Annotated in this window: 29 protein-coding genes; 26 read left to right on the top strand and 3 right to left on the bottom strand. The window is 55.2% G+C overall.

The genetic code is table 11. From position 1 onward, the window contains the following. Window positions 1-11: 11 nt before the first annotated feature. The 21 genes from AKJ29_RS11060 (at window position 12) to AKJ29_RS11160 (ending at window position 17215) form a co-directional block, all read left to right on the top strand. The gene (locus AKJ29_RS11060) at window positions 12-1187 is read left to right on the top strand and encodes an ATPase, T2SS/T4P/T4SS family (protein WP_055190860.1); all 1176 of its coding nucleotides are present in this window, start codon (window positions 12-14) and stop codon (window positions 1185-1187) included. Between the two features lie 47 nt (window positions 1188-1234). Beyond that, complete coding sequence (locus AKJ29_RS11065; RefSeq protein ID WP_161805404.1) at window positions 1235-1774, top strand: YcbK family protein; 540 nt, start codon at window positions 1235-1237, stop codon at window positions 1772-1774. 11 nt (window positions 1775-1785) lie between these two features. Continuing rightward, entirely contained in the window at window positions 1786-2052 is a 267-nt protein-coding gene (locus tag AKJ29_RS11070) for a hypothetical protein (RefSeq protein WP_055190864.1), read from the top strand. Between the two features lie 14 nt (window positions 2053-2066). Then, a complete protein-coding gene (locus tag AKJ29_RS11075) occupies window positions 2067-2594 on the top strand; it encodes a hypothetical protein (RefSeq protein WP_139231472.1) in 528 nt (175 codons plus the stop codon). After that, window positions 2584-2910, top strand: a complete 327-nt coding sequence (locus tag AKJ29_RS11080) for a hypothetical protein (protein WP_055190868.1) — start codon at window positions 2584-2586, stop codon at window positions 2908-2910. Before AKJ29_RS11075 ends, AKJ29_RS11080 begins: the two co-directional genes overlap by 11 nt. A 159-nt stretch (window positions 2911-3069) precedes the next feature. After that, window positions 3070-3744 carry a hypothetical protein gene (locus tag AKJ29_RS11085; RefSeq protein WP_074963791.1) on the top strand — a complete coding sequence of 225 codons (675 nt, stop codon included), beginning with the start codon at window positions 3070-3072 and terminating at the stop codon, window positions 3742-3744. Between the two features lie 111 nt (window positions 3745-3855). Continuing rightward, entirely contained in the window at window positions 3856-4821 is a 966-nt protein-coding gene (locus AKJ29_RS11090; protein ID WP_055190872.1) for a DsbA family protein, read from the top strand. Next, a complete protein-coding gene (locus tag AKJ29_RS11095) occupies window positions 4818-5084 on the top strand; it encodes a hypothetical protein (protein WP_040175925.1) in 267 nt (88 codons plus the stop codon). Before AKJ29_RS11090 ends, AKJ29_RS11095 begins: the two co-directional genes overlap by 4 nt. Continuing rightward, the gene (locus tag AKJ29_RS11100) at window positions 5081-5782 is read left to right on the top strand and encodes a DotI/IcmL family type IV secretion protein (protein ID WP_055190874.1); all 702 of its coding nucleotides are present in this window, start codon (window positions 5081-5083) and stop codon (window positions 5780-5782) included. The genes AKJ29_RS11095 and AKJ29_RS11100 overlap by 4 nt, the downstream gene beginning before the upstream one ends. After that, window positions 5779-6480, top strand: coding sequence for a DotI/IcmL family type IV secretion protein (locus AKJ29_RS11105; RefSeq protein ID WP_040175923.1), 702 nt, complete (start codon window positions 5779-5781; stop codon window positions 6478-6480). Before AKJ29_RS11100 ends, AKJ29_RS11105 begins: the two co-directional genes overlap by 4 nt. Before the next feature lie 10 nt (window positions 6481-6490). Continuing rightward, on the top strand, window positions 6491-7894 hold the full coding sequence (locus AKJ29_RS11110) for a DotH/IcmK family type IV secretion protein (RefSeq protein WP_040175921.1): 1404 nt from the start codon (window positions 6491-6493) through the stop codon (window positions 7892-7894). A 12-nt stretch (window positions 7895-7906) separates the two neighbouring features. Beyond that, window positions 7907-9397: a DotG/IcmE/VirB10 family type IV secretion system protein gene (locus AKJ29_RS11115; protein WP_055190879.1), complete on the top strand. Its 1491-nt coding sequence runs from the start codon at window positions 7907-7909 to the stop codon at window positions 9395-9397. Then, window positions 9394-9633 carry a hypothetical protein gene (locus tag AKJ29_RS11120; RefSeq protein WP_055190881.1) on the top strand — a complete coding sequence of 80 codons (240 nt, stop codon included), beginning with the start codon at window positions 9394-9396 and terminating at the stop codon, window positions 9631-9633. The genes AKJ29_RS11115 and AKJ29_RS11120 overlap by 4 nt, the downstream gene beginning before the upstream one ends. A 26-nt stretch (window positions 9634-9659) precedes the next feature. Further along, on the top strand, window positions 9660-9989 hold the full coding sequence (locus AKJ29_RS11125; protein ID WP_139231471.1) for a hypothetical protein: 330 nt from the start codon (window positions 9660-9662) through the stop codon (window positions 9987-9989). Further along, on the top strand, window positions 9989-12952 hold the full coding sequence (locus AKJ29_RS11130) for a hypothetical protein (RefSeq protein ID WP_055190883.1): 2964 nt from the start codon (window positions 9989-9991) through the stop codon (window positions 12950-12952). The genes AKJ29_RS11125 and AKJ29_RS11130 overlap by 1 nt, the downstream gene beginning before the upstream one ends. 39 nt (window positions 12953-12991) lie before the next feature. Continuing rightward, entirely contained in the window at window positions 12992-13381 is a 390-nt protein-coding gene (locus AKJ29_RS11135) for a hypothetical protein (protein WP_055190885.1), read from the top strand. Further along, on the top strand, window positions 13381-13746 hold the full coding sequence (locus AKJ29_RS11140) for a hypothetical protein (RefSeq protein WP_040175913.1): 366 nt from the start codon (window positions 13381-13383) through the stop codon (window positions 13744-13746). The genes AKJ29_RS11135 and AKJ29_RS11140 overlap by 1 nt, the downstream gene beginning before the upstream one ends. A 32-nt stretch (window positions 13747-13778) precedes the next feature. Beyond that, complete coding sequence (locus AKJ29_RS11145) at window positions 13779-14531, top strand: hypothetical protein (protein WP_055190887.1); 753 nt, start codon at window positions 13779-13781, stop codon at window positions 14529-14531. 24 nt (window positions 14532-14555) lie between these two features. Further along, the gene (locus tag AKJ29_RS11150) at window positions 14556-16397 is read left to right on the top strand and encodes a secretion/conjugation apparatus DotM-related subunit (protein WP_139231470.1); all 1842 of its coding nucleotides are present in this window, start codon (window positions 14556-14558) and stop codon (window positions 16395-16397) included. Window positions 16398-16409: 12 nt separating this feature from the next. Next, on the top strand, window positions 16410-16823 hold the full coding sequence (locus tag AKJ29_RS11155) for a hypothetical protein (protein WP_055190892.1): 414 nt from the start codon (window positions 16410-16412) through the stop codon (window positions 16821-16823). 29 nt (window positions 16824-16852) lie between these two features. Then, window positions 16853-17215 carry a helix-turn-helix domain-containing protein gene (locus AKJ29_RS11160; RefSeq protein ID WP_055190894.1) on the top strand — a complete coding sequence of 121 codons (363 nt, stop codon included), beginning with the start codon at window positions 16853-16855 and terminating at the stop codon, window positions 17213-17215. Here the strand turns inward: AKJ29_RS11160 and AKJ29_RS11165 are convergent. Continuing rightward, window positions 17204-17968, bottom strand: coding sequence for a ParB N-terminal domain-containing protein (locus AKJ29_RS11165; RefSeq protein WP_055190896.1), 765 nt, complete (start codon window positions 17966-17968; stop codon window positions 17204-17206). The genes AKJ29_RS11160 and AKJ29_RS11165 overlap by 12 nt on opposite strands. Window positions 17969-17982: 14 nt before the next feature. Beyond that, entirely contained in the window at window positions 17983-19557 is a 1575-nt protein-coding gene (gene lnt / locus AKJ29_RS11170; protein ID WP_055190898.1) for an apolipoprotein N-acyltransferase, read from the bottom strand. A gap of 111 nt (window positions 19558-19668) precedes the next feature. On the opposite strand from lnt, the gene AKJ29_RS11175 reads away from it, so the two are divergent. The 5 genes from AKJ29_RS11175 (at window position 19669) to AKJ29_RS11195 (ending at window position 26097) form a co-directional block, all read left to right on the top strand. After that, window positions 19669-21102 carry a protelomerase family protein gene (locus tag AKJ29_RS11175; protein ID WP_082392579.1) on the top strand — a complete coding sequence of 478 codons (1434 nt, stop codon included), beginning with the start codon at window positions 19669-19671 and terminating at the stop codon, window positions 21100-21102. Window positions 21103-21221: 119 nt separating this feature from the next. Beyond that, window positions 21222-21632, top strand: a complete 411-nt coding sequence (locus AKJ29_RS11180) for a single-stranded DNA-binding protein (RefSeq protein ID WP_235477460.1) — start codon at window positions 21222-21224, stop codon at window positions 21630-21632. Between the two features lie 97 nt (window positions 21633-21729). Next, window positions 21730-24015: an adenosylcobalamin-dependent ribonucleoside-diphosphate reductase gene (locus AKJ29_RS11185; RefSeq protein WP_055190904.1), complete on the top strand. Its 2286-nt coding sequence runs from the start codon at window positions 21730-21732 to the stop codon at window positions 24013-24015. Window positions 24016-24044: 29 nt separating this feature from the next. Continuing rightward, complete coding sequence (locus AKJ29_RS20575) at window positions 24045-24575, top strand: SPOR domain-containing protein (RefSeq protein WP_175502322.1); 531 nt, start codon at window positions 24045-24047, stop codon at window positions 24573-24575. A gap of 28 nt (window positions 24576-24603) precedes the next feature. After that, on the top strand, window positions 24604-26097 hold the full coding sequence (locus AKJ29_RS11195; RefSeq protein WP_055190908.1) for a replicative DNA helicase: 1494 nt from the start codon (window positions 24604-24606) through the stop codon (window positions 26095-26097). Here AKJ29_RS11195 and AKJ29_RS11200 read toward each other — a convergent pair. Further along, a complete protein-coding gene (locus AKJ29_RS11200; RefSeq protein WP_040175898.1) occupies window positions 26082-26378 on the bottom strand; it encodes a hypothetical protein in 297 nt (98 codons plus the stop codon). The genes AKJ29_RS11195 and AKJ29_RS11200 overlap by 16 nt on opposite strands. Window positions 26379-26410 lie beyond the last annotated feature (32 nt).

The following is a 26410-nucleotide window of genomic DNA, read 5'->3' on the forward strand; positions in this document are numbered from 1 at the left end:
GGACTTGAGTAATGTTAGACGGTAAGCGCGACGATCACGTCTTTGATAGGCACATTCAGAATTCGGATGACCTGAAGGCGTTTCTCAATCACGCGATCCGGACACAGGTGTCGGATGTCTTCATCCAGGCAGGGAAGCGGATCAGAGGCCAGGTGCATGGCCGTCTGGTCTTCCTAACTCGCTACTCTGTCCAGATCGACCAGATGAACCTTCTTCTACGGCTGGTCATCGGGAGCGACGAGATCCGGACGGCGCTGGCGGCTCAGCGCGACTATGATGCGGCGTTCTCAATTCCAGATGAGACAGAGACGGATGGTCACGGTGTCGCGAAGAAACACCGGTTCCGCCTCAATGCTACAGCGGTATTCAATGTTGGTGCGGACGGGGGACAAGTCGTGTTGCGGCACATTCCGTCCGAACCGCCTTTGCTGAGTGCAATCGGCTTTCCCGAACACCTGATCCCTGAGTTCACCCTTCAGCAGGGGGCTTTCATTATTGCTGGCGAAACCGGGTCGGGGAAAACGACGACGTTTGCTGGCTGCATCCGTTATGTGCTGACGAACGACACGCCCATCAAAGGCAACATCGTAACCTATGAGTCGCCGGTAGAATATCTGTTCACGGGCATCGAAAGCGATCACTGTATCATCGCCCAGAGTGAGATACCGCGCCACTTGCCGACTTTCGAGGATGGTGTTCGCAACGCAATGCGTCGGAAGCCAGCGCTTGTGGTTATCGGCGAAATGCGGGACGCCGAGACGATCCAAGCCGCCGTCGAGGCAAGTAATACCGGTCACCCGGTGTTTGGCACGGTTCACGCCTCACACTCTGGAATGATTATCCAGAGGATGGTTCAGCGTTACCCGTCTTACGCGCAGCACCAAGCCTTCACCGACATCGTACAGATCAACCGCTTGTTGATGAGCCAAACCCTTGTCCCGCGTGTGGGGGGAGGGCGTGTCTGCTTGCGCGATTGGATCGTCATTACACCGGAGCGCCAAGAGGAGCTTTTGGCAGCTGGATACGAAGGACACGCCAGGCTGATGAAGGAATGGATGCAGAACGGCGACCACGCCCAGGACATGCTCACAACCATCAGCAAGGAATTTATCGCGGGCACCATTGATGAGGTAACTCGGGATGAGGCCCTGAAACGCTACGGCGGAACAATCACAACGAGGAGCTGACTGCCAGTCGCTGAGGAGAACACACTATGCTTAACCGAAGAGCTTTCATGACTACCGGGTTGGCCGCAGCTACAAGTGCGTTGGCCGCCCCTGCTATTGCACAAGTCGCATCGTTGTCGGGCCGAAAGGTCGGTCGCGACAGGATATGGATGCGCCGGGCTGGCATCGGTGAGGAAATCTCGATCCGCCTGCAGCATAGGACTGTGCCGGAAGCTCAAGCGGCGATGGCAGAACTCAGCTGGTTTTTCAGGGATTGGAAAGACGATGATAGGGCTCTCTGGATTGATCCGGATCTCATTCATCTGATTTCTGGCATCCAGGTTCGGGCGACACGGCTCCATGGATCTGAAAGGTGTGTGATGCTGACCAGTGGTTATCGGACACCAGAGCGCAACGCCACACTGGAAGGTGCTGCTTTGAACTCGTTTCACCTGAAAGGGCAGGCAGGAGACATCTACTTCAATGGTTTCAATTCACGCCAGGTTGCGCACATGGCCCGTCTTTCCGGGGCAGGGGGCGTCGGCACGTACACAAGATCCGGTTTCACTCATGTCGATACCGGCCCACGTCGAAATTGGGGAAGCTGAGGAGGCTTTACATGAACAATGAATACCACACGATGTCGGATGTTGACTGGCGCTGGTCCAGTCAAAGGGTCAAGGTGTTTGGCCTCGATCCGACGGTCTTGCTCGTTTTTCCCGTCTTGATCCTGTCGGGGATCAGCACTCTTTCGATGGTGTTTTGCGCGTTATGGGTGGCCTTTCTCGTCTATATTGCAGTCCGGACAAAACATGGTTCTGTTGTTGGGTTCCTGGCTGAAAGCCGCACACGTTATTTTCAGAGGAACAAATGGGAAGTTCTTTAACCCAGACCGACCACTTGGTTGAGCTGACCGGTCGCGCGGTCAGCCTGATGACCGTTAGGCACTTTCGGAGTGAGGCCAGCGTAACGATGTTCCGGGCAACATTGGCACGGGAATTTGTCCGGCCAACCGCTGCACAATCACTGACGGCAAATGATCGATTTCGGAGGACCATTTTTCCGTTCAAGGTGGAAGGGGATCGGATTCAGGATGCAGTCAACCCGATTTGGAGCAACCCGGCATTCATCTTGCCTGCGGTTGCTTCCTTGGCCTGGCTGTTTGACGCGATCCTGTCTCCATCGCGCCACGCCACATTCCGGCCGGTTGTCGAGCCCAGCGCGGACGCCCTGTACAAGAAGAGGCTGACAGGAATTGAAACAGGTGATCGATTTAGCGAGGCACGTTTCAACATCATGATTTCGGGAGCAGCAAAGGCCTATCTTGGGGAGCCTGATTTTTTGACCCTTTCACGATGGGCTCTCGCAAGTCTCAACTCAGAGGGTTCCGCGCCTTCTCTCGATCGGATGGTTAGGGATGCTGGGTGACAAACATGGCGACCGTCTTTTGCAGATGTACTCGGAGCGCGTTTGTGTAGCTGAACCTACTGTACAGAAATCGCCCATGATCGGGCACAATAGGCCCCCCAAAGACGTTAAAAAAAAGGGGCCTCAAGCAAGTAAGCTGTTCGGTTTGAAAGCGGCTTGGCTGCGATTTGCAAAAGAGAGAGAGTTGGCGCGTCTGGCAAAGCTGCATGTACGCATTGAACTGAAAGAACGGGCGCTTAAGGATCTGCGCGCAGAGCGCACCATGATCATGAACCGCTGTATTCGGCGTATGAGGCGATCAGCTGGAAAGGACTGACGCCCGTTCACGACTTGTCACCAAGTCCGACCTAACGATAAGACATCTCGTCAAAGTGTAGATTAATAACTAACTATCTGGTAGTTACACTGTGTTTATTCACACGCTGTAATCGCTAGGGGCACCAGGTGGGCTCCGAAAGGTCGGATCGAGGAACCAATGAGAGAAATGAGATATGGGGTAACAACCCGTGTTTTGGACAACATAGACGATACCAGGGTACAAAAACTCCTGAACCGTTACGGCATCGATCCTGACCAAGAAGACAGTGAAATCAAAGAGGCTTTGACCTCTCTTCCCGAAGACGAGTTCAACCGACTTGGTGAGGATTTTCGCCGGACTACGGAATCTGACCTCATTGCCGAGATTTCGCTCAAGATCGAGGATAAGGCGAAAGCTCTTTGGGACCGTCAGATACGAGATCTCGACGACAGGTCTGCGACTCTTCGCAACAAGACGATTCCCGACGCCCTAGCGCTTTACGACAAGGGTGATCGACCTGCGTTCGAAGAGGCCTTGAAAGACATCGATGCTGAATCGGTTTCGATCGTGACTGATGTTCATCAGCAGCGGCTTAATGTCCGAGAGGAGCTTCGCCGGTATGCGCTCGAAATCTCGCCTCACCTCTCACGCCCAGAGCGCAATCAGATCGTGAATGAGAAGGCGAGCGCCGAAGATCTGGCGAACACTGCCTTGTATACGCCGCCCTCGTCTCAACAGCAGGCGCGTGCAGTCGCGGAGCTAAAGCGCAACATCAATCGCCGAGATTTGGAAAGCGACCAGGATATCGATCTGCAGATGGCTGCGAGACGGTCTCACGACCCCAGACCGTAGCAATTCCTTAAGTTAAAAGTTCTTTTGACTTTTAACTTAGCATTGACACTCTGAAGACCCTACAGTTAAAAATGAAACCAGACATTAACTTTTGGTTTCAGGAGAGAGCTGTTGGCCTCAGAGACGATCGCACCCGCCGAGACGGGACACTTCCGCACCTTCGCAATTGCGCTGTCAGTTATCTCTGTCGCGGCCGTCACCGGTCTGACGGTGGTTTCAGTGTCAGCGCTCCGTTCGCCGGCAGGTGAGCCTACCTTCCAGCTTGTACAAGGGGCATCAGTTCCGCAGGTCGCGCAGGGACAACAACCACGCATTGTTCAAGAGCCTTATGTTCCGGCTGCACAGCAACCTCAGCAGGCCGCTATCCCCACACCGCCGACCGTCACTGGTCCGTCTGTCGAGGAGATGGTGCGTGCAGCGCAGGCAGCCGCGATTGCGGCGAACCCGAATGCTGGTGCCAGCGGCGCAGCACCTGAGTTGCAGCCGGTTGTCCAGGCTCAGCCGACCGGTCCAACTTTGTCCGATCTTTTGGCTCACCCTGAGAGTGGTCCTCAGATCGTCGATTCGCTCAAGCTTGCTGCAGGTATTGAAGCGCCAGGAGAGATCGACAATGGCACTCCGATATTTGCCTTCTTCGATCCACGGTGTCCGTACTGCCATGCGGCCTATGAAGACCTGAACGGGAAGTATCGTATCAAATGGCTGCCAACTCTCGCCCTTGGAGTTACGCCAGAGGGTGAAGCAACCATCGCCACCCTGTTGGGTGTGACCGAAGCGGCGATGGAGGGGGATCGGATGATGGCAGCGTCGTTATCCGATGATGATCAGCGGCTCGAACGTCTGAATGCCGTTCTTTCTGGCGGTCGGCTGGACGGTGGGGAAATTACCGAAGCCCAGCGCTTTGTGATCAATGATAATCTGCAGATCGCGTTGCAGCTCTACGAATATCACAATGAGCCATTTGGCGTTCCGACGTTCATCATTCCGAAACCTGATGGCACGGCTGTCTTGGCTCGCGGATGGGATGCGCGCAGCACTCTTGAGACCATCAGCTCAGCATATGGCACTGGCTCATGAACCTTTTCGGACTTGGCAAAAAGAAACAGGTCGCGGTCACACCTTTCGGTGGTGAACTGCGGCCACCTGTCGTTGCCCCGCAACGTGCCATTTCCGGATTTGCTGTGCGCGAGTTCATCATTCTTCTGATGTTGGTCATAGCAATCGTACTGACCATTCTGAATGTCGGACTTGCCTTCATCGCCCAATCAAGAGCGGACGCCACACCTTACGTCGCCGACGGTTCACCGTTCGGTTGCGAAGTCCAGGAGATGCGGCAGTGATCAAGGGGCTTACCACCATTACAATGACTATGGCGGTTCTCGGGACCGTCAGTGCGGCTGTCATGAATTGGATTGCTCTCTACCAGCAAGATCCGGTTGAATACACATGGATCACCACTGGTGACGACGGCAAGCAGACCGTTGCTTGCCCCGCTGTCGTGCTGGATAGACCGATCATCAACAATGCCTCGATCACGGCATTTGCACGAGACGCTGTTCTTTCTATCAACGACTTCACATACCTCTCTTGGGATGTGACGCTGCCAGATGCGCTTGAAGCATATTTCACGCCATATGCAGCCAAGCTGTACCTGCGCGACTTTGAAGCTTCGCGACTACTGACTGCCGTGCAGCGGAACTACTACCGCTCGTCAGCGCTTTCGACGCACCCGTCGGTCATTGTGGAAGAGCTTGACACCTCAGGGCGCCGGGAATGGCTCGTCCAGGTTCCCGTCATCATCAATTATTCCACCGGCAACGTACGGCCAACCGATGACACAGCATCTCGGCGGACGGCTGACAGTCGTTCACGTCGTTCAACATACCGGATCTATACCGTGCGGCTTGTCGAGCAGAAGCCCACGCACCGCAATTTCAGAGGGGTGGCCGTGGTGGACATGACCTCTGTTTCGGTGCGTGGGCCACAAGAGTTCTCCAAGCCCAAGAACCAACTCAACGTCATGGGAACACGTCTATGAAACTTCAAGCTGACATCGACGTTGAAATGCAGGTCTCAGATTCTCTGGCGAGAAACCAAAAGGTTGTATTCGGCCTTTCTGTCTTCCTGCTGTTTGTCGTCATCATCGCCAATATTCAGGTTGCTTCGGCTCTCCTCAATCGGTTCCCGCTTCGGCAATACATCTACACTCAGAACGCTGCGGCCGTTTGCACCTTCGCGCCTGTGGAAGAGCCGGGCATCGTCACAGATGCGATCGTGACGAATTTCGCAGCGGGGATTGCTCTGGAACTGAACTCGTTGGATTTCGCTAACTGGCGGAAGGACATCAACGACATCATGGATGCTTCTTTCACGAAGAGGGGGCGACTGGCGTATCTGGAAGCGTTGGACGATTCCAGCATTCTCAAGACTGTTCTGCAGGAACGGTACGCAATGGCGTCAATCATCCGCGAAGATGAGATGGTCGTTGTCACCGCCAAAGGCGTCGATGGTGGCCGTTATGTCTGGCGGGTCACTGTGCCGGTCACGATTGGTTACGCCACAGACAAAGACTACCGCCCAGAAAACCGGGATCTGGAAATCATCGTCGTCCGCGCTCCGGTGACCGCAGACAACCCATATGGACTGCTCATTGATGCAGTCTTTTCAGCACAAACACTCGCAAATGATAGCGATCGCGCCAGCCTGGCCGTCACCGCTGAACGCGATCAACCGTAAGGAGTCCGCCATGCGCAAATTCATTATGTTGGCTTTGTTGAGCGCCACCGCCATTCCGGCAATGGCCCAACAGGGGGAACAGCTCACACCGGAAGAGCTGAAGACCCTTCGTGAGTTGGCCGTCCAGGCACAGGTCGAGCAGACCAACACCCCGACTGAAATTGAGCAGGTTCGCATCCCTCAGCTTGAAGAGGAGCGGGCGCGAGACACTATCGGCTACCAAAACACGACTCGCCGCGTTCTGCAGCAACGCTCGGTACACATTGTGTCTGGTGGGCCAACAGAGCTCTATCCCATCCAGCCGATGACGCTTTGGCAGGGGACCACCTCATCAGTGGCGTTTTTTGATCATCGTGGGCAACCGTGGCCGGTCCAAAGCGTCTCTCACGAGCGTCAGCTGGTCAGCGTGAATGATGGTGGGTGCGCCGGAAACGGCGGTGGTGATGGCGAGATGCTTCAGGGTGTAGACAACATCATCACATTTACGCCCTGCAGCTTTTGGACCACCACCAGCGCCCAGGTCGTGCTTCGTGGCGAGACCAAGCCGATAGTCTTTGATTTGTCGTCGGGTTCCGACGCCGAAGAGGTCTATGTCGATTCCGGTCTCTCGGTATCTCTGCAATCGTCTGTCGGTCGGCCCTTCGGGCGAACTCATTCGGGCGACGTGGATCTGAGTTGGATTCAACCCGCCGCTCGCGCGCTTTCCATTGATCCGATCGACACTAGCCGCGACCGAACCGCCAATGCGATCGTGCTGGCTCGCGATGTGACGACGGACATTTCGTTTATGGACAGCCGTCGAACACCGTGGCCGATCTCCGAAGTTGTTTACACGAAGGGTATCGTCGCCATTAACGGGGATTGCGCCGACGAGGTTGGCGGGCTCGCAACCTATAAGCCTGAAGAGGGCGTATCGACGTTCTGGGCCACACTTTGCAAGCCAACACGCAACACGATTGGCGTGAAGCTCGAAGGAAGGGCAGGGGCGATCTCGCTTCTGGCCTTGAACGCTACCGGTCCAAGCCGACAGCCGGATGGCACTCTTTCCATCACTGTAAGCGGAGCGTCACCTTCGACCGGGCCGTCGTCTGCAGGTGAGGCGGCAGTTGCCGGGGCTCCTAGAACATCAGCAGCCTTCAACCCGGATGCCGCTCTGGACGACTTCCTGTCTGGCGCACCGCTGGAAGGCTCGCAGCGCGTTCGCATCGGCGGTGGTGGCGATGCAATCCAAGGCTGGATCTACAACGGAGCGCTCTATGTGCGCGGCGCATTCTTCGTCGTGAACCCCGCATACGATGGGACGGCTCGAAGCACGGATGGGACCATGCGGGTCTGGAAATTTGATCCCCCTGTTTCTCGTCTGCTTGTCCAAAACGCACACGGCGCTGAGGCCGTGCTCAGCATTCAATACTGATCGGAGGACATCATGAATATCAAACTGATGCTAGCAGCCGTGGTCGGGATTGTTCTTTCGGTCGGGATTACCGGTGTGGTCCTGGTCACGAGCAAGGACGCCAAGACCAATGAATATGCTGCGATCGATCTTCCAGATGTGAAGGTCAATGAGTACGCGCCGAACTCCAATATTAACCCGATGACGCCAGTGGAAGAGGCGGAGGCTGATCGTCGGGCGACATTGCACGGCGAAAATGCGGATCTGGCTCGGGAAGTGGCTGCTTCGGACGAAACGAAGACAGCCGCTTTCGTTGCAACTCCCGTTGTCGAGAATGTTCTGTCTCTCGGCCAACCAGGTGATGCGCTTGGCGGGAAGCTCTTCGGCAATTTGTTCACACCGGAGCCGGTCGAGGAAGAGATCGAGGTCGTTTTGCAAGAGCCCGAACCCGAGCCGGAACCTGAAATTGAACTTGTCGAGGAGCCGAAAGTCGAGGAGGTCGTGGAGGCGCAGCCTGATCCCCGGCGCGATCTTCTCGTACGCGGTTCGAAGATGATGGAGCAGCTGCAGGTTGCTCCGATGGACTATTTGCCAAACCCTACGGTCAGGATGCTTGACGAACACTCGTTCAACATCCCCGCCGAGTTGCTTGGTCTGGAGTTGGATCAGTTTGCCCGCACGTCTGTTTTCGATGACAGTCGGGCTTATCTTGTGGCCGACGGTACGAACACGATCAATCTGACTGATCCAGTGGTTGTGCCACCACCCTCCTATACGACGGACATCTACAACGGCCTCAACCCCGATGAGCACTCACCGGCTCGGCCCCAGCATGTGGTGGTTGAGCCAGGTGGCACTTATGCCCGCAATGGCTTGCCTGGCCTGCCGCGTTCGGATCGTCAGCTCAGTGGAACGCTTATTGAGTTTGGCGAGATGCGCTTTGCGTCTCTTTCCTACGGTTTCAACAACAAAGAGCCTTTGGGTCTGCCCATCATCGCCACCATGACCGACTATGACGCGAACGGTCGGCCCGGTCCTTTTGATGGCGCAACGCTGCGCGGTGAGGTCCAATACTCAGAGCTCAATGCAAGCATCGTATTTGATACCGCACGGCTGAAGACAGGCGAGGTGTATTCCATTGAAGCGATTGCCGTCGCGGGTCGCAATGGGACAACCGGTGTTGCCGAACGGGTGAACAAGCACACGCTCGCGCGATACGGCAGCCTGTTTCTGGCCGGTCTGATTGAGGGCATTGGTGAAGCGTACCAATTCCGGCTTTTGAACGATGCTGAAAATAGCCCGGTCATCGTTGTTGATGGAAGCGGCAACACCATTGACGCTTCCAACAGTGATGAGCCGACGGACGGCGAGATCCTCGCGGGCGCATTGAGACCGGTAGGACAGAACCTGTCCAACGCAGCGGCGCAGGGCTTCAACAGGCGTCCGACGATCTCCGCAAGGGCAGGTATGCCGTTTGCAGTCGTCTTTGTTGAGACAGTTACCGTTGAGGACATCCAGCGGTGACACTCAGCGAGCTCATAGAGCAATGGACAGGTTATCTGTTTCAGGCGGCTAACCTGGTCCTGATCTTCGCTGGGTTCATTGGCGTGCTCTTGGTCGTTGTTTCGATGCAGCGAGCCTACGCGGACACGCGCGACGGGCGCAGCCCCGTTCGCCATTACATCGCAGCCGGGATTGCCGGGGCCATCACGGTCCTCGGGGTCATTGTCGGATTAATCAGCAATTTAGTCGTGGGATAGTTATGGCAGCAACTGAAGTTTCTTTCATGGCCGGAGGGCTTTTCTCGCAGAAAGACGGAACGGTGACATCTCGGAAGTTCACCTCGGAAGAGCGGGAAGACATTCGGACAATGATGCGGGAGCTGGCAAAGACCGCCCCGCAACTTGCGCGAGCAATGATCGAGCAGCGCATTGTGCTGGCCAATCATGCGGTAGCTGCGAGCTTGTCCAGCGAAGGCGGGAACAATTCGTTCACGGTGGCGGGCCAGAAAGACGATGTTCTGGAAGGTCTCCCATATCTCGAAAAAATTGATGACCTGGTGGACGAGCAGACGATGGAACTGCTCGACGCTGCGGCAGATGTAGGAGTTCACTAATGGCAAAATCTGTCGCTCAATACTGTGATATCGCGGGCATGTCCTTTGCGGCCGATAAGCCGTGCTTTTTTGCTCACGATGGATCGACCTGTTCGCTTATCCGGGTACACGGCACCCCCACGATCCTCGCTGAAGACGAGCTCAAGGAGAAGCTGATCGATTTCGCTGACCTGATTGGCCCACAGCTGGGCAAACGCGGTCACGGGCTCACTATCAGCTACGAACGCAGTGGCAACATTGCCGAAGATCTAGATCGGTTGTTTGATCCACTTGCGCAGGCCTCAGAGCGGAAGGGGCTCAAGATGGAGGCGGGCCTGCGTGAAACCAGGGCTGTGCTTGAAGGCGAGGCCATCGCTGAGCGGGTATTGATTGCTGTCTGGACCTATCGGGAAGCTGCTGTGCCGGAGCAATTCAGAGAGGAAGCAGCACAGCGCCGTTCCAAGATGGGATATCTGCCGGTCTCTGATTTCATTCAGGATGGTGAAGGTCCGTATGAGGTGATCGAGGCCACACATTTTGCGGCCGTCAATTCTGTCCTTCAGGGGCTGAAGACTATCGGCATCATGGCAAAACTGCTTGGCGAAGGGACCAAAGAGGGTACTCGCGAAGATCTGGCAGAAGTGCGCCGGGGTATCCTTTTCCACGAAACGCCGATGGCATGGCAACCGCCGACAGCACCTTCGTTTCCGATGGTTAAGAAGAAGCAGAGCAGCGACGTGTCCTCGCTGTTTGCACCGTCCATCAACAGCGTTCTTATGACTTCCGCAGCGCGTGCGAGCAATGACCTGCGGACCATCTCAATTGGTGGTCGGAGCTATGCGATCGCACAAATGACGATGTTCCCGCGTGAAATGGATCAGTTCGGCAACCTCATCAAGTCGATTGGGACGGGGATGGATCGGAACGCCAAGATGCCATTTCGCGTTGCCATGCACTTCGAAGGCGGGGCTAAGGTGAACGGCTTCAAACAGGCGATTGCCACGATCCTTTCGGCCCTCGGAACGGCCAACAAGAACATCTACCGAAACCTCGAAGCCATCGGCAAGAAATTTGCGCAGGATCAGGACACGTTTGTGAATGCGCGGCTCATTGCAACAACGTGGATCGAGCCAGGAGAGCTGGAAAGCACCCTGAATGATCGCCGTTCGACGCTGATGCGTGCAATGACATCATGGCGTGGCCCTACAATGGCGGACAGCGCCACAGACCCGATGCGGCTTCTTTCGGAAACAGCGCCGGGAATGACGGCCGTGTGCCGCTCCGCCCCGGCAGCCATCGCTCCGATCAGGGAGCTGTCTTTGGCGTTCCCGTTCGGCCGTGATGCCGCGATCGAAGATCAAGGCGAGACGATCTTCATGACGATGGACAGTAAACCAGCTCCATTTCGGGCGCACTCACCGTTGCAGACTTCCTGGCTGAACCTGATCTGGGCACCGCCTGGTTCCGGTAAGTCTGTCCTGATGAATGCGATGAACGTGGATTTCGCCGCGTACCACAATTCAGCCAAACTGCCGTTCATTGGTGTGATCGATGTCGGGATCTCCTCGGACGGGTTCATCAAAACGCTTCGCGCGGCCCTGCCTCCGGAGCGCGCAAAGGAAGTCAAGTACATCAAGCTTCAGAACGAAGCCAACGCCCGCGACTATTTCATCAACCCGTTCGATATCGGTTTGGGCCGGAGAAAGCCGCTCTCGCGCGAAGCTGCTTTTGTGAGCAACTTCCTTGCTGAGATTCTGGGTGCAGTTTCAGATCCAAAAGTTAGCGCTTTGATCGATGCCCTCATCGCCAATCTTTATCGGAACTTTTCTGACCTTGAGGTCACCAATAACTGTCGCCTCTGGCAGCCTGACAAGGACTCTGAGCTGGATGACGAAGTGCGCGGTCTCGGCATTGCGCTCCATGACCACAAGCCATGGTGGGAGATCGTTGACGAGTTGATGCTTGCTGGCCGTCCAGACATCGCCGCGCGCGCACAGCGCTATGCGATGCCCACTCTGAACGACGTGATCACGCTCCTGGTTGAGAAGACTTTGCGGGATCGCTTCGGGGATCTCTGCGAGACCTGCAAGGTTCAGGTCGAGTCCGCGGTTAACCGTTACCCTCTCTTTTCGAACGAAACCCGACTGGATATCGGAGAGGCGCGGATCGTCGCTATCGATCTGGAAGCGGTTGTTCAGAAGTCACCTAACAGTGATGCAGACCGACAGCGGAACACCCTGATGTTCCTGACGGCTCGCGATTTGTTCGTGCGGAAGGTATCCGGATCATCTGACGAGATCGATGCGATGGATCTTCCTCATGATCCGAAGCTGAGAGACCTCTACAAGAAGTATTGGGCGCAGGTCTTCAGCGAAGTCACAACGATCCGGAAAAGGTTCTGCATCGACGAATTCCACATCACGGGTGCGTCGTTGCCCATGGTCAACCAGATCAACCAGGATGTTCGGCACGGTCGAAAGTGGGGATTTGAGATGATCCTTGCTTCCCAGCTGGTCGAGGACTTTTCGAACCTCATCGACATGGCCTCCAACGTGTTCATCCTCAAATCGGATACCGAACAGTCGCTGACTGAGATGGAGCGGATCTTGAACATCTCCTCAGCTACCAAAGACGCCGTGCGTAAACACGTCAACGGGCCTTCCGCAAATGGCTCAACGATCTTGCTGGGGCGCCGGACCAAGAACGGCGACAGCTGGCTCTTGCTGAAGAACAAAATTGGCCCCGTTCGTCTATGGGCCCTGACAACCACATTTGAAGACATGCGAATCCGCGACGCTTTGTACTCGCACACTGGCTCTGTGGATCTCGCTCTCGAAATTCTCGCCCAAAGGTTTCCCACGGGGACAGCCGTTACTCACTGGAACGAAGTCACTTCCAGATCCAGCGCGGGCGAGGATGTACCGGTCAAAATAGCGACCGAACTACTCCTGCAGCACAATGCTCAACAACACCGGGCTGCGTGATGTGCTGTTCCCAAACCAACTGAACTGAGAGGAAAGATCATGTTCAAAACAACCAAACGTGCCCTGGCTGCCATCGCTGCAATGCCTCTGTACGCAACCACCTACGCGATGGCACAGGTCGCAGACGTTCGCGGTGCTCTGGAAATCAACCGGGACGCCTTGGACGAAGTTGCAGCATCCCAGATCAATGAAGACGGTATCGAAGGCGGCATCGTCGCCATCGGTAACATCGTTCTGATCGCAGCGGGCTGTATCGGTGTCATCATGGCTGCGTTCGGCATTTCCAAGCTCTACGCACACTACAAAGAAGGCGAGCAGGCGCGTGGTTCCACCGTCGGCTATTGGGCGATGGTCGGTATCGGTGGTCTGATGACCATTGTTGCTATCGTCACTGCCTTCGTTCCGACCCTGTTCCTCGACGGCGTGTAATGCGTCCTTCGTGGTCCAAGTTCCTCGCCGCATTCGCGGCGGGGATCGCATCACTGGTGGCGGCTGCAGCTTCGGCTCAGTCGCCGCTTGATGTCGTCTTAAATGGGCGTGCTGCAGCGGATAGCACAAACATGACTGAAACAGGCATCACAGCCTTGCTTACAAGCGGTGGGAACCTGGTTCTTTTGGGTGCCGGCCTTTTGGGCATCATCCTTGGAATGGGCGGTCTTCTCACCATTTATCGCGGTCACAGCGATGACGACGATTCCAAAGTTCGAGCAGGATGGATCATGACAGCAATAGGAGGTTGCGTAACGGTTCCGGCCATTATGGCGGCAATTGTGCCGTTTGTGATGGGCGTGTAGGGTAGATTTGAAAATTAACCTTTGAGGGCAACATGACCAGCAAAAAAAAATCCGCCAAGGAAAGCTACCAAGCGCCTGAGGAGTTGACGCGAGAATACTATGAAAGCCGAGGGCTGGAAGAGCCTGAAGGCCGTCCTGGTGACCTTCTTAAGTTCTGCCTTCAGCACACTTATGGCGTACGTGGATATCAAACGGAGATTTCCGACTACCTTACGATCGTTCGCCAGACGGTTTACCAATGGATCAAGCGCGGGATACCGCCAGAGCGTTTGGAAACGGACAAAAACAAGGACGAAAAGCAGTTTGCTGATTTCGTTGCGGACAAGAAAACACGCTTCCAGCTTCCAGAGAATGTCACCCTGAGCGACTTCGAGCGACCTCGGGAAGAGAGTTCCAGGTCTTCGGTTGCGAAACGTAATCAGACCCTGATGAATTTCTTGGTCGATATCGTTGCCTATCGCGGTGATGATGGGAAATTCGGTGTCGAAACTCTCGAAACAATTTCCGTGCGAATGAAGAACGTGACCTCGCCGCATCTGTTCTGGAAGTGGGCGTACACGGATGGTGGCATTCCAGTGACTTATATCGAGGAATGGCTGCGATATGCCATTGAGCTCGAAACCTATCTCATCCTTCCGCCAAAGTATCATGACTCGCAGGTCTTCGGAGCGCTCGTGCGCCGCAAGATGTGCGTGGATGAGGACTACTACAAAGAGTTCTACAAAATCGACGAACAACCGGCTTCGGAGGCGGCGCAAGCGCCCGTCACAGCTGAAGCGGGATAAGTCAGCAGCTTAAGAGGAACAATCATGTCCAACCCCAACGGGTCAAACCAATCTCAGTCTCCAACTGTTGCCATCATGATTGGCATGGGCATGATCATGTTCTTTTGTACCGTGCTGTGGCTTGCCGCACGTCGCCAGATGGCCAACATCTATGGCCTGATAAGGTCGGTGGAGTTCCCTTTCATCTGGGAATATCTGCCCGCAAGCGCAAACTTCAAAACGGAGATCCTTCAGGCGGGGCATAAACCGAGCTTCGCGACGATTTACCTGCATTCCACTTATATCGGCATGTTTTTCCTAGCGATGATCGCTGTCATTATGCTGTTAGCACTGATCCGGTTGGAAAAGTTTGGGATCAAGAAGCATCTGGATATCAAGAGCCCATACGGTCTTTCCCCAGACGATGTGATGACCATGTATGCGGAGGTTGAGCCCAGCGTTCAATTCTTCAAGGATTACCCGTTGTTGGAACTATCGACCACCAGAGGGGACGGTCGTCAGCCAATGAGAGCAATGGAGGTGATCGAGGCAGCCGGGGCTCTGAAGGGCTTGAAGGAAGACTTTGCGTCCGGCGAATTGCCGACACTCAAAGTTGACGAAGGGGCAATGCGGCAGTGGTTTGTTGACCGGCTTGGACCGGAGAACCCGTTTATCGATTTCGAAATCCCCGCCCTGGAAACCGCTCCGGCCGTGGAAGCTGCGATCGACAAACTGCCATGGACCGCCGTGCTCATCCTGTACCCTGCGATTTGGAAGAAGCACTCATTCATTGTCGATTCAAAGGATGGCTTTGATTTAACAGTAGACTTGGTTGACGGCTTTATCGCGGACATCTGGAAGGATCTGAACGCCCTGAAGAGACGGGAAGGGGATCGCCTGGTTCTTGGGTTTGACGACGACGACGATCGAGCCATCAAGAACAGTCTCTATCTGGAAGGTGGTAGCGGGAAAAAGAAGCGGCGCAAACCCAAGAAGGGTGCAGAGCGTCAGGAACTGATCACCTTGGGTGAGTTGCTTGAAGACGAGGGCGCGAACCTTCCTTGCGTTAAGACGGCCACAGAGGGCCTGAAACGCATACTCACACGGCACCTCGGCCGCGACACGAACGAATACCCACTGAGAGAGGGTAGCGACGGTCTGATTGAATATGGACCTGAAGCAAAACAGGCCTCGGAACAGGCCTATATGGAAGCCACTATAAAGAAGCTTACTTTGGCCGCGAAAACGATTTCTTCGGAGACATTGTTTGCGCACCAGTATCTCTATGGTCTCGTTGGTGCTTCCCTTGAGGCGGTACGGAAAACCGGCATCATGCCCGCTCTGAACTTTCGGTGGCTGCGGTTCTACGACAAGCCATTCTGGTACTTTGTCGAAAACCTTGGAATGCCGTCGGCCTTTCCTGAGAATGCCGGGGCCTATGAGCACTATGCGGCCGAGCGCATTGCGAAGATCCGGCTGAGCGTTCCGTACATCGAAACCGCTATTAACGGGTTGCGTATCGAGGCCGAAAAATACCTGGTCGATGAAGAGAAGTCGCGCATTGCCGAGGAATACGGCAGTGAGGCGGTTCGTCGTCGGATGACCGATCTGGATATCGACGGCAAACTGGTCGAGGGATTGATGGGAGCTGCGTCAGGAGGCGTTGGCAACAGCCCTCTGAGCGCTGATGTGGCCGAGGCCGCAGCAAACCACCTTCGCGAAGTCGTGCACGCTTCGAACACCGGCTCAGACGGTGCGGTTGAGGTGGATGACGGTGATGTCTTGGTCGGCGACCGTGGGGTCGATGCCCCCGATCAACCGACAAATGAAACGGCGGAAGAAGCCATGATGCGGGACGCAAAAAGCGGTCTCGGTAAATTCTTCTGATGGGAGCATAACATGAGTGATTGGCAGGAACGGGAACAAGAGCGGCTGAGAGAAGAACAGCGGAAAAAGCAGGAAGAAGACCGGCAGGAGGATCGACGCCGCGAGGCCGAGGCCGCGCAGCGGCGCAAAGCCGAAGAGACTCAGCGCTTTGCAGCTGAGGCCGAGCAACGGCGCAAGTTTGAGGACGAACAACGTCGCAAGGCCGAAGAAGAACAGCGGCGGCGTGCTGAAGAAGAGCGCAAACGTCAAGCTGCAGAAGATCGCCGCAAAGAGGAAGAACAGCGTCAACGACTTGAAGCTGAGGAGACCCGTCGCAAACAAGAAGAAGATCGGCGTCAAGACGCGGCTAAGGCCCAAGAAGAAGAACGACGGCGCGCTGCGCAGGAAGACCAACGCAGACAGGCAATGGCCGCAGCCAACCGATAATTCGTATGTAGTATTAAAGAGGTTTTGAGATGCTGCATGAGGTAGACGTTCGAGTAGGAAAACGTGTCCGCCAGCGCCGCTGGCAAATGGGAATGACACAGCACGATCTGGGAGAAAAGACAGGTGTCAAGTTTCAGCAGATCCAAAAATATGAGACCGGTGCGAACCGCGTGAGTGCATCCCGGCTTTGGGATATCGCATCGGCGCTGGACGTACAGATCACATATTTCTTTGAAGGGATGGACGGGAAGGCAGCCAACCAAAACGGTGAGCCGTGCCTTCCTGATTTCCTTGAAGACAAGGAAGCGATTGAGCTCGTGAGAGCCTACTACAGTATTCCAGAGCCGAGCAGGCGGAAGCTGTACGATTTGGCGAAGGTGCTAGGAGCCTAGCTCAGCAAGGTCGATGGGTTCCAGATCCACCCCTGCTTTCGTGTGCAAGTCCAGAGCAGTTTCGATGGTATCGACGACAACCGGGAAACTGCCAGCATGATTGGCTAAGAAAAACCCGAGATCATCACGACCGGTCAGGATGTAGATCCCTCTGGCTCGTGTGACTTTTATTTGTGGAGCAGGGACCGGTGCCGCGCCGTTTCCAATGTGCGTGTGCATGGCAAACTTGAATGCTGATGTCTTGCGAACCTCAGCGCGCAGTTTGGGTAGTTTGCGCGTGTGCTGGATTGCCGAGCTCGCCCAATAGTCAAAGAAGAGACGACCATCTACGTTGACGAGGAATTGACCACCGTCGCGCCGATCCGCGCGTACATGGGTTTCACCCAAGCCCGGCATCATGACCTTCCAGACACCACCGCCAGTCGTTTCATGATCGAACACTGGTGGCGCGCTGGTATGAGAGAAGCCGCCGTTCAGTTTTGTGAGTTCCGCACGCTGCAGCTCCTTGCGCAGGGCAGTCAGCTTTTCGAGGGTGGTTCCGAGGGCATAGAGGAAAACACCGCCGCCCAGGATCAGAGTTGATGCAATGGCCGCTACATCTGACCGGCCAATGACGAAGCAAAAGATAGCCAGCGGGATCATCGAGCAAACGGCCAGCCCAATCGGGGATTTTACGAAAGCATTTTCGATGCGATAGCGCCGGATTTTGTATTCAGCTTCGTCTAGGAGATCAGGTGTGGCGGGATCTGGCATTCAAGTTTCCTTCCTCAGAAAATTCTACGAGACTGCCGCTTCCTCCCAACAAATGCGAATGTGACCACGGCGCTTAAGAACAGATATAGCGGCAAATAGCCCAAAGTCCTAAACACTGTGTTGCGAGATGACATTGATACTTCTTCGACCAGGACAGCGAAGGTTTCGGCTTTTGCCATGCTGAGCTGTTCACCTGTCTCTCCAACAACCCCTGAAAAAGATGTCGCAACCGACCGGACAACCGGCATACCGAGTTCCATAGAACGGATGCGATGATACTGGTTCACCAGCTCGGGCCCGGCTGTCGTGCCGAACAGAGCTTCGTTAGATAGATTGAGCATCCATTGGCTGTCCCCAACAGCCCGCTGTACCGGGCCGGAGAGCAGGCCTTCAAAGCAAATAGTGATCAGGGCAGGGGGAAGGTCACCTATCCGCACAGGAACAAGCCCCGTGCCTTCTGCCAGGCCACCTGGTGGACCGCCAAGAACGTCATACCCAAGAATGCGGAAGATCCACGGCATGTATTCTCCGAAAAGGACGAGGTGCGATTTCCGATAGCTCCAAATTATGCCGGAACTGTCGAGTAGGTGTACAACATTGAAGGTCTGCACATCGAGACCGGTGTCGATTTCGCCATGGATCTCATATTGTCGCGAACCTGTCAGAAGATAACGACCCTCCGGGATGATCTGAGCGATCTCCGCTGTCAGTTCCGGTTCTGCTGCAAGATCGTCCAGGAATGCGCTCTCAGGCAGCACCACGAGATCGACACCCTTGTCGAAGGCCGTCCGGATAGCATGGATATTGGTAGCAATGCTCTTTTTGTTAAAGTCCTCCCCGGATGGGCCAATGGGTGGGCGAGCGTTTGTTTGGACTGCCGCCAATTTCACCGTGGCAGGGGTGATCTGGTGGTCATCAGCGTACGGGACAACGAGACAAGCTGCAGCAACTGCCGCACTGCCAAGAGCCTGAGGAGTGAAACGGTGCTCACTGACCAGCCTCGCGGTCTCAGCAGCGATCCACACAAGTAGAAATGTGCATCCGTGCAGGCCAATCACTGAATAGATGGGCTCAAACATGGTGCCGGTGATAGACGTACCGAGGACGCCTAGCGGGATGCCATAGAAAAAATCGCTAAGGGCGAGGTCTGCCAACGACCAGAAAGTAGCAAAAAGTAGCGGATTCAGGGCGTTCGAATCAGTTCTTTTCCGACGATATATGTTTATCAATTTGAACAGCAGAACAGCGCCCATCCACCACGGGAAAAAGATAGCTGTGATGCCGATCGAGCCCCATACAGAAAGCCAGGTGTAGGCCGAATGATCAACTGTCAGGCTCTCACCGATCCAATGCAGCGCAATCAGATAATACACGAAACCGGACAACGCGGTTAACCAGAGGCTTTGACTTATTTTTTTGGTACTTGAAAGAACGCTGTATAACAGCGCCATCCCTATGAATGTAAGGGCTAAGCCAGTGACTTCTTGCCATCCAGAGAGGGAGTAGAGACCGCCCCAGCGTGTCTGAGAAAGGTGCCCAGAACCCATGAGCAGTGAGGCCATCAGCACGAAAAAATTTTTGGTGGTCATTATATGTTTAACCCTAACGTCACTCTGTTTTTAATTCTAAATACGATTGACATAAGGAACAAGTGTTATATGTTTACCTCCGACGAAGAAAGAATGATAAGTTGATCGCAAATGAACGCTCTGTGGAGAGAACCAGTGTTACCCAAGGACTATGCCGTTTACGGCGCGATCGATGCTTTTGCAGAATTTGTTGTTTCAACCAGCGCTAAACCAGGTTGGCAGGGCAGGGTTGCCCAGCGGTGGGATCGAGAGATGGCCCACCTGATTGAATATCAGACATCGAAAGGCGGATTTGCGGGCGACCGTACGGCTCTCAATTACGTTTATGGCTTCCGGACCAAGGCTCGGGATCTTCTAGAAGAGCTGCCGTCAGGTGATCCGCGTCGGAAAGTTATCGACGATCTGGACAGCCGCCTTGCAACTCCACAGGTTTTCACGAAGGCCGACGATCGTATTCCGCTCAACCAGTCACTGAAGGAGTTTGCCGAAGAGGCAGCTCGGCTTGTCATTCGCGGATGGAAGAATTGGCTAGATGATCTTGATGCAAAGTGGGTGCTCGAACGAGCTGCCATGAGCACTAAGGCTGAGACGACGCAGAAAAACTACATCTCCCGGTATCGCAAAGCGATCGAGGAAGAGTTCGAACGGAACGAAGATGTTCCTGAGGGCGCGCTGGATGAAGTTTTCAAAGTCGTCAAGCACATCCCGAAAGTGACCAAATCAGTCAATAACGACTACGGTACAACCGTTCGGAAGCAGGTCCGGAACCTGCAGCTGATCGAGAACTGGAAAGAGCTCGTCGAAGTTTTCAACGGGTTTCTGGTCTCCGACAATCCCCGGCTTCGTTTGATCGGCCTGATGGGAGTGACCGGTCGTCGCTTCTTTGAGGTCTGCGTGTCAGGTGACTTCAGTCTTGAGATCTTCGAGTACCCAGAGTCGCATGTCACCGTCAAACAAAAGTGGGTTCTCCGGTTTATCGGGCAGGCGAAGACAAAGGGCCGGGAAGGTACAATGTCCGAAGAGACATATAACATCCCGTGCCTGGCGCCGGCCAAAGATGTTTACAATGCCTTTCAGTGGCTGCGTAACTCGCCTGAAGGCGAGGCATGGAGCCAGATGAATTCCCGCGAGCTCAATGCGCGCGTGAACAACCAGATCAATCGGTATCTCCGGAGCCATGAGGATGTGCAGCGCTTGTGGCCCAAAGGGGTGAAACTCACCACGAAGTGCCTTCGCTCGCTGTACGCGGAGATCGCCTACAAGGTCTTTGCGCCTGGCACCATGGCAAAGGCTCCGTATTTCGCCCAGATCCTCGGCCACAGTGTTGAGGATCTGAACACGGCGCTCAGCTACATGGATTATGTGCTCGACTCTTCTGACGAAGAGGCGGCTCGCAATGACATGCAGGCACTGATCGACGCCACAAACGAACGTGATGCAGCCTATGGCAATCCTTGGTCAGGGAACTTGGACGAGGATGATGACCTGAAGATGGCTGCGAAGGTTGCCGGTGACGGAATGGTCATCGACGACGACGACACCTAGCAAGGGGTTATTCTCATGTCTCCTCATGATGGAAAATTCCGGGTGTCGTTGGAATGGGGAACATCTCCCCGAAACAGCTCCGCGTGCGGGGCATTATCCAAGTCATCATTCGAGAGGACATGACCGTGAATGAAGTAAAATCACCCAACACCTGGACCCTGCGCGGCCGTCTGACTGACGACGCACGGAGCAACGCTCGCAAGCAGGGTGCCGGGAATATCACAAACTTTCGTCTGGCGGTGAACCAACCGGTGTTCATCGGCGGCGAGATCGACAGTCGCGAAAACTATTTCAACGTGACAGTCTATGACGCTGACAAAGCCGACGTGGCCGCTGCCCTGCAGAAGGGCGACAAGGTTGAAGTCATCGGCCTGGCTCAGCTGCGCAAGTCCGAGTGGACCGACCGCGACAGTGGCGAGGCTCGCGAACGCTGGAACATGGAACTCCATGTGACCGAAGGGTTCTCGGAATTCGCCGTCACCCTGCTTGAATCCAAAGCCGCTGCGAAAGATCCGGAACCAGCCGAATAAGCGCAGCGGCAAGCCGCTCCCTCCCTGGCGGCTCGGCCCCCCAATCGCCCCTGGTTGGGGGGCCATATTTTCCAAACCAGTTTCGGAGTCAGAGAAAATGACCGCAACAGCTACCGAACAGACTACCCCTCATATCTCTGAGCAAATCTGGGACATGAAATACCGTCTGAAAGATGCAGAAGGCAAACCCATCGACCACACTGTCGATGACACCTGGCGTCGGATCGCTTCAAGCACGGCCGAGGCCGAAGAAGATCCGGAGCATTGGGCTGATGTCTTCTATGATGCTCTGGCAGACTACAAGTTTTTACCTGCAGGCCGGATCACGGCCGGGGCAGGGACGGGCCGTACCGTCACTCTCTTCAATTGCTTCGTCATGGGCACGGTGCCAGACTCGATGGCAGGCATTTTCGACATGCTGCGCGAAGCAGCTCTGACGATGCAACAAGGCGGGGGGATCGGTTACGACTTTTCGACTATTCGACCAGCTGGTGCGCCGGTAAAAGGCGTGGCCGCTGATGCCTCAGGCCCTCTCTCGTTTATGGATGTGTGGGACGCGATGTGCCGTACAATCATGTCCGCAGGTAGCCGACGCGGCGCGATGATGGCGACAATGCGTTGTGACCATCCGGACGTTGAACAGTTCATTACCGCCAAGCAGGACACCGCCCGCCTGCGGATGTTCAATCTCTCTGTGCTCATCACAGACCCGTTCATGGAAGCTGTGAAGAGCGACGGGAAATGGGAGCTGCGGTTCGACGGTCGCGTTTACAAAACAGTGAAGGCTCGCGATCTTTGGAACTCGATCATGAAATCCACCTACGACTTTGCGGAGCCGGGTGTGATTTTCATCGACCGTATCAACAAGATGAACAATCTCGGATATTGCGAAACCATCGCTGCTACCAATCCTTGCGGCGAGCAGCCGTTGCCTCCGTATGGTGCTTGCCTTCTGGGATCAATCAATCTGGCGCGGCTGGTTTCGAATGCTTTCGAAGACACCGCGAAAATGGATCTCGACGCACTGGATAAGCTGGTCGCTACAGCGGTGCGGATGATGGATAACGTCATTGATGTTTCGAAGTTTCCACTCGAACAGCAACAGCAGGAAGCGCGGAACAAGCGTCGTATTGGGTTGGGCGTTACTGGCCTGGCCGATGCCCTTCTGATGCTCAAGCTGCGATATGGCTCGAAGGAAGCTGCAGCTCAGACGGATCAGTGGATGCACGCGATCGCGCGCTCCGCCTATCTGGCTTCTGTTGAGTTGGCGAAAGAGAAAGGTGCGTTCCCGTTGTTTGACGCTGAGAAATTTCTCGCGTCGGGCAATATGGAAGGAATGGATGAAGATGTCCGGAGTGCGATTGCAGAGCACGGAATCCGAAATGCGTTGCTCACCTCGATCGCGCCGACCGGCACGATATCCCTCTATGCGGGGAACGTGAGTTCGGGCATCGAACCCGTGTTTGCATACGCCTACACTCGGAAAGTCCTGCAGGACGATGGCTCCAGGTCGGAACAAGAGGTCGTCGATTACGCGGTAGAACTGTGGCGGGAGAAATTCGGTGACAAGGAACTGCCGGACTATTTTGTAAGCGCCCAGACCCTCACGCCGAATGATCATGTTGTCATGCAGGCGGCGGCACAACGATGGATCGACAGCTCGATCTCGAAGACGATCAATTGTCCTGAAGATATCAGCTTTGAAGATTTCAAAGAGGTCTACATGACCGCTTGGGATAGTGGCTGTAAGGGTTGCACTACCTATAGGCCCAATGATGTGACGGGCTCTGTCCTGAGTGTGTCTGAGGGGTCTGATACCGCCCCGGAGGCGGATTCCGGAGCCGAGGTGATCTATCTGGCTGAGCCGCTTGAGCGCCCAGAAACAGTCGAAGGGCAAACCTACAAGCTCAAGTGGCCGGAAAGCGATCACGCGATCTACATCACGATCAACGATATCATTCTTGGTGGGCAGCGTCGGCCGTTTGAAATCTTCATCAACAGCAAAAACATGGAGCACTTTGCGTGGACGGTGGCGCTCACACGGATGATTTCCGGGGTGTTCCGTCGCGGCGGCGACGTGAGTTTTGTGGTCGAGGAGCTGAAGGCTGTTTTCGACCCTCGCGGCGGAGCCTGGATGAACGGCAAGTACATCCCTTCGATCCTTGCGGCCATTGGCGGCGTGATCGAGCGGCATATGGTGGCCATTGGCTTCCTCAGCACCGAAGGAACAGGGCTGAAATCTGATCCTGCGGCAGAGTTGAAAATCGCTGTTGGGGAAGGTGCCAGGCTTCCTTCATGCCCGGCCTGCGGTCAGCCCTCGCTCATCAAGTCTGACGGTTGCGAGCGCTGCACCTCTTGCGAGTACGACAAATGCGGAGGTTGACTGCGATCCGGACGACTGTCGCCGTCGGCATGGCCTTTATTGGCACGTTGGTGAGCGCACAGTCATTGATTGAGCGTCCCTTCGAGGGGGCCGCTCGGTCTGTTAATGTCTCTGTTGCCGGGGAACGGGTGAACGTGAATTGGATCTATGGCAGATCCTCGGATGTTGTCCTGACGTACAGGTCAGCGGCGAACATTTCTGATCAAGCGCTGCTGAACGCAGTGTACCAGGCCACAGGGTGCGTGGGGTCCAGTCTCAAGCCATTGAGCCGGTCATCGCAACAAGTGTCCCAGATTTCACGAGCGAACTGCAGAACACGTTGGGGAGATGGGAAGCCACGGGCCATCCAGATCGCCACGTTTCAGTCCAACCGTGCCGCACAGGACTTGTTTTTGCAGCTCAACATCTCGGACGTGCCAGCCGTTGTTTCTCGGCAGCGTTCGGGCGGAAGAACCTACTACCGCGTCACCACGAACAGTTACCAATCACCCAGCCAGGTCGCGGAGCTCTTGGCGTTTGTAAAAGGCATGGGGTTCAGGGACGCATTTATTCTCGATTAGGAGCGCATCGCGCATGAGGTGAACCAATATGGACGGTAGCCACCCTTACACAATCGGAGGAATTAACTACGGGCAGGGCAGCGAAGAACTGCCCCACCTTATCGAAGCAGAACAGCAGCTGCTCGGAGCGCTGCTCACTAATAACGACGTGTTTGACCGGGTTGATGGGATGCTCAAGACAGAGCACTTCTATGACCCGGTACACGCACGCATCTACGACACGATTGCCCAGCGCATCAGGTCGCACCGACTGGCTTCGCCAGTAACGCTCAAAGCATTCATGGAAGATGATGAAGGTTTGAAGGAGTTGGGCGGACCAGCCTATCTGGTTCGCCTGGCCGGTGCCGCGATCTCAAGCTTTGCAATTAAGGATTATGCGCAGCAGATCGTCGATCTCGCTACCCGCCGAGAGCTCATTCTTTTGTCTGCTGATCTTGCCGCGCGAGCTGCAAAGTCGGAAGTGGATGAGACCCCGAAAGACCTCATCGTGGATACCGAGCAAAAGCTCTACCAGATGGGCGAAAAGGGCGAGACTGGACAAGCTTTTCAGAGCTTCCTCAAATCCGTGACTGGCGCGGTGAATATCGCGAACGCAGCGTATCAGAGGGATGGCCAGCTATCAGGTATCTCAACAGGTCTTGTGGATCTCGATATGAAATTGGGCGGGTTGCATCCGTCTGATCTACTGATCCTCGCTGGTCGGCCGTCAATGGGCAAGACAGCGCTTGCCACGAACATCGCCTTCAGCGTGGCGAAGAACTATCAAAAGGGCCTAAAGCCCGACGGGACAGAGGGCGCAGTAGAGGGGGGCTGTGTTGGGTTCTTCTCGTTGGAGATGTCAGCTGAACAGTTGGCTACGAGAATCCTCTCGGAGGTGGCTCAAGTGCCGTCAGAGAAGATCCGCAGGGGGGACATGACAGAGAACGAGTTTCGAAGGTTTATCGAGGCTGCCAAGGATCTAGAAGCCTGCCCGCTGTTTATCGACGACACACCGGCACTGCCGATTTCGCAGGTGGCGGCGCGAGCGCGGCGCTTGAAGCGAACGCACGGCCTGGACGCGGTGTTTGTTGACTACCTTCAGCTCTGCAGAGGTGTATCTGCGAAAGACAATCGAGTGAATGAGATTTCTGAGATCACCCAAGGATTGAAGGCCATTGCAAAGGAGTTGGAGATCCCCGTAATTGCTTTGTCGCAGCTGTCCCGCAAAGTTGAATCGAGAGACGACAAAAGACCCCAGCTTTCTGATCTGCGCGAGTCCGGTTCGATCGAGCAAGACGCGGATGTTGTGATGTTCGTCTACCGTGAAGAGTATTACCGAGAACGCGAGAAACCAGGCGATGATGACCTTGAGGCTATGGCGTCATGGATGGACGACATGGACCGCCTGAAGGGCAGGGCTGAGGTCATTATCGGCAAGCAACGGCATGGGCCCATTGGTACGGTCGATATGGCATTTGAGGGTGAGTTCACCCGGTTTTCCAACCTGGCTCGTAATTACCAGGCCAATCAGCAGAGAGCTTGACCAGAGTGTCTTTGCGTCAATTCGACCAGCGTCCGTTGGCTCATTCTCTCGTCCCACCTGGCTGAGTTCAAACGCCAGCAGGCGATCACGAACATAGCGAGAAGAGTGCAGAGGACTGGACCTGGTGCGATCGGGACAACCCCAAAGAGCCAAGCCGTCGCGAACGCTAGTGAGCTGATGAACAGCGCAAGCACTGCAATCGCCCAATTCCGCGACCGTTGCTTTAGTGCGGAAAGGCGTTCCCGCTTCTGGTTCAGCATTTCGATGACGACATTGCTCATAGTTTGCCCTCCTGATCCTCGTGTTGCAGTCT

Source organism: Aliiroseovarius crassostreae, assembly GCF_001307765.1.
Taxonomy (GTDB): Bacteria; Pseudomonadota; Alphaproteobacteria; order Rhodobacterales; family Rhodobacteraceae; genus Aliiroseovarius; species Aliiroseovarius crassostreae.